3 protein-coding genes are annotated in these 3,257 nt (G+C 43.7%); all 3 read left to right on the top strand.

Annotated elements, in window-relative coordinates:
- Nucleotides 1-487: hypothetical protein (locus tag B2X33_RS08195; protein ID WP_296668942.1), on the top strand; the 487-nt coding region annotated here is incomplete at its 5' end.
- Nucleotides 488-699: 212 nt separating this feature from the next.
- Nucleotides 700-1,413 carry a DNA-binding domain-containing protein gene (locus tag B2X33_RS08190; RefSeq protein ID WP_296022901.1) on the top strand — a complete coding sequence of 238 codons (714 nt, stop codon included), beginning with the start codon at nt 700-702 and terminating at the stop codon, nt 1,411-1,413.
- Between the two features lie 189 nt (nt 1,414-1,602).
- Nucleotides 1,603-3,255: a putative manganese-dependent inorganic diphosphatase gene (locus tag B2X33_RS08185; protein WP_296668941.1), complete on the top strand. Its 1,653-nt coding sequence runs from the start codon at nt 1,603-1,605 to the stop codon at nt 3,253-3,255.
- The last annotated feature ends 2 nt before the right edge of the window (nt 3,256-3,257 follow it).

Here is a 3,257-nt window from a genome sequence, read left to right as displayed (position 1 = left end):
GCGGATAAATGAGATTCTTCTTGAAGTGTTTTCCGTGCTGAGCGAGGAAGAATACTATAAGGAAGGCTTTGACTACAAAAAGATGATTGAAGGCATGGGAATTAAAGTCAAAAAATTCTCATCCTTTTCGCCGGAAAATCTCGAGCGGTTCAAAGAAAATTCCCTAAGCCTATGGGACGAGGGAGTCTGTCTTTTGTTTCCAGACAATGAAACCAGAGAACAGCTTAGGATGATTGCATACAACGACAGCCATAACGCTGTGGAGACAATGCAAATTATCCTGCACGAATTTGCGCATATAAGGCTGCGGCACACACAGCAGAGCATAAACGGCGAAGTTGAGGCAACCTGTTTTTCAATGGCTATGAGCCTTATGTTCATGATGGAAGAAAAGTTCCATATAGGAATGAGGGCTGTGCAGCTCGAAGGAAAAGACTTTTTTATGGACAGCATAAGAAAGTGCATAGGAAAAAAGGAGGTGGCATGAAAGCATTCTATAAATAAAAAAAAGCCTGTTTCGGTAAGCGCGTCAACACTTGCGGAAAAAGGCTTTCTAGCCGGGAGCCAATATTGATTCCCAATCAAATTCTAAGCGATTATGATTCTATCATATCTGGCTCTCCTTGTCAATGAAAATCGAATGCGCACGATTCTTTGCGCCGGTACGAAAAAAAGCAATTTTATTGCAAGGAAAACATTATGTTAAATATCAAAACTATAAAAAATTCACTTATTAGCGATGAATCAAAGGACGGCTTCTGCTTTAGAAGCTCTTGCTCTCAGACTTTGAGCCAGGAAAAACTTGCCGCGGAAATGGCGGACTGGAACTCCTCTTTTACAGAGGCAGACTATCTTGGAATGCTTTCTGTAATGGAAAAAATCGTTGTAAAGTATATTTCAAAAGGCTACAACGTGGAGCTTCCGTTCGGCTCGCTCCGCGCCAACGCCACAGGAACTTGCGCCAATATTCAAGACGGATTTGCGCCAGGGACTGGAAACCATGCGCTGGGGCTTTTGTTTACCGCAAGCGCCGCCGCTTTTTCACAGATAAAGTCAAAGCTTGAATACAGGCAGCTTCCGCCAGACGTATCTGGAGAGGCGAAAATCTACAGGGTTACAGTCCTTCAAAAAGACGCAAGCGAAAGCAGCATTTTAAGCGCGGCTACGGGAAAAACGCTCCGGCTGCACGGAAGAAACCTTTCTTTTGACATTGAGGACAATGCGCAGGGTGTGTTTCTGGAAAACGAAACCGGCCCGGTCCGCATGGAAACCTACAACCGCCGCGGCTCAAACATTGTGGATATTGTAGTTCCTTCCAGCCTGAGCGCCGGAAGCTACAGCATAAGCGTTGTAACAAAGCCCGGAAGCACCTATTTTACCGCGAACATCGACTCCGAAATCATGGTAGCGTAAAGTCCGCCCATTTATAGGCGGCCGCCGCGCATCTTTTTAAAGGCGCGCGGCGTCAAGCACGGCAATGACAAAAAAACTGTCATTATCGGCTTGAGCCTGCTGTCATTACAGGCTTGACCCGATAATCTATTGGAATTCATTTTTTTTTGTTTTTGGGCTACAATCTTCGCAAGACTTTGGGGTGATTTTATGAAGAGGATTCTTATTTTTGGGCACAAAAACCCTGACACTGATTCGATTGTCAGCAGCACTGCTCTTGAGCTTTTGAAAAAAAAGATGGGCTTTGAGCATTATTCTGCATGCCGCGCAGGACACTTAAATCCGCAGACTGACTATATCTACAAGAAATTCGGTATCTCCCCGCCTCTTTTTATTCCAGACCTTTTGCCAAAGGTCGAATATTTCATGCACAAAGGCGCAATTACAACCGGCGAAAACGAGTCGATCTGGAATGCGGTCAGCAAGATGCGCGACAAAAAAGTAAATGTTCTTCCTGTCGTTGACAAATCCGGGCTTTACAAGGGGCTTATTTCCAGCGACTTGATTTTTAAGAGCATTTTTGACAACTTTGACCCGATGCACCATCTTTCGCTTTTTACTTCGGCAAAGCTTTTAAAGGAAACACTAAAAGCCTCTTTTTTGAGCGAGCACAATCCGGAAAGGCAGCGCGAATTTAAGATTATTCTGGCATCGACAAGCTTTTCTTCTTTTTCCAACACTCTCAAATCCCACCTTTCGCAGCCGGTTATCGTTGTAACCGGCGACCGCGAAGACATTCAGCTTTTCTGCCTCGAAAACAAGGCGGATATTTTAATCATAACAGGCTCAAGGACTCCAAGCCCAAAGGTAATTGAGCTTGCAAAAAAAATCGGAACAACAATAATTTTAAGCCCGCTCAACACTTCTTCAACTTCTATGCTCATTATGTATTCGGTTCCGGTTTTTAAGGTTGCAAATACTTCTCTAAAAGCGCTCCAGGCAAAAGACCTGCTTGCAAACGTAAAAAAAGAAATTCTCTCAAGTCCGCTGCGTCTTCTTCCTGTTGTTGACGACGAAAACAAGGTGATTGGAATTATGTCGGAAATAGATCTCCACAACGAGCCTGACCTTGAAGTTGCGCTTGTTGACCATAACGAGCTTTCTCAGGCGGTCGATGGAATCGAAAACTACACAATCGCGGAAATAATCGATCACCACAGAATAGGCCCTGCCCCGACAAAAAGTCCGATTACTTTTATAAATATGCCTCTTGGCTCAACTTCCACAATTATCTCAAGGCTCTTTATAGAAAACAAGATTGAAATTCCTGTAAAAATCGCAAGCCTTCTTTTGAGCGGAATTTTGAGCGACACCTTGATTTTAAAGTCGGCTACGACAACTAAAACAGACGTCGAAATCGCCAATATTCTGAGCAAGATTACAGGCCTTGAAATTCAATCTTTCGGCGAAGAAATAATAAAGGCCGGAAGCCGCATTAAAGACAGAACCGCATTGCAGATTATCGCCCAGGACTTAAAAGAATACTCTGAGGCCGGAGAGACATTTACCGTAAGCCAGATTGAAGTTGACGGAACCCAGGAAATTCTAAGGCGGAAAGAAGAATTTATCGCCCAGCTGGAGGAACAGAAAAAAGAGCGGAAAGCGCTGTTCAGCGCGCTTTTGGCAACAGACATTTCAAATCTAAATTCGCTGATGCTCGTTGCAGGCGAAAAAAAGTTCATGGATTTTCTGCATTTTCCTAAGGTTGAAGAGCAGGTTTATTTCTTAAAAGACATAGTCAGCCGCAAAAAACAGCTGATTCCGATTATAGGCGAATTGATTGGCGAATTTGAAAATTATTAAAA

The sequence above is a fragment of the Treponema sp. UBA785 genome (assembly GCF_002297065.1).
GTDB lineage: Bacteria > Spirochaetota > Spirochaetia > Treponematales > Treponemataceae > Treponema_D.
The sequence above is the reverse complement of the archived record's forward strand: the minus strand, read 5'-3'. Positions and strand labels throughout refer to the sequence as shown.

Bases quoted from the DNA above. Each gene is read 5' to 3' on its own strand.
- B2X33_RS08190 (WP_296022901.1), top strand. From the start codon at position 700: ATGTTAAATATCAAAACTATAAAAAATTCACTTATTAGCGATGAATCA.
- B2X33_RS08185 (WP_296668941.1), top strand. From the start codon at position 1,603: ATGAAGAGGATTCTTATTTTTGGGCACAAAAACCCTGACACTGATTCG.